Genomic DNA, 231 nt, shown 5'->3' on the forward strand with positions numbered 1-231 from the left:
TTGGTAGCGTGATTAGGTGGTGGAAAATACCCGCTTCACGTGCACCATCGCGTTGGAAGTTTTGTACTAATAAGTCAGCGGCTGCTGCAAGCTCTGTTGCATCCATTTCTGGAGCCATAAGCGCTTTGTTATCATCAAGACTTGGGTAAGCGCTCAGGTCACGACCTTCTTCCTGCCATTCTTGGTATACTTGCTCACGGAACTTCAGCGTCCAGTTGAACGATGGTGAGT

1 pseudogene is annotated in these 231 nt (G+C 48.9%); it reads right to left on the reverse strand.

The annotated features are described in order from the left end of the window. Nucleotides 1-231: pseudogene (locus AAEY62_RS25125) on the reverse strand (isocitrate lyase); the annotation flags it as partial.

Origin of the sequence: Pseudoalteromonas sp. GW168-MNA-CIBAN-0100 (genome assembly GCF_040309225.1) — a bacterium.
Classification (GTDB): Bacteria; Pseudomonadota; Gammaproteobacteria; order Enterobacterales; family Alteromonadaceae; genus Pseudoalteromonas; species Pseudoalteromonas arctica.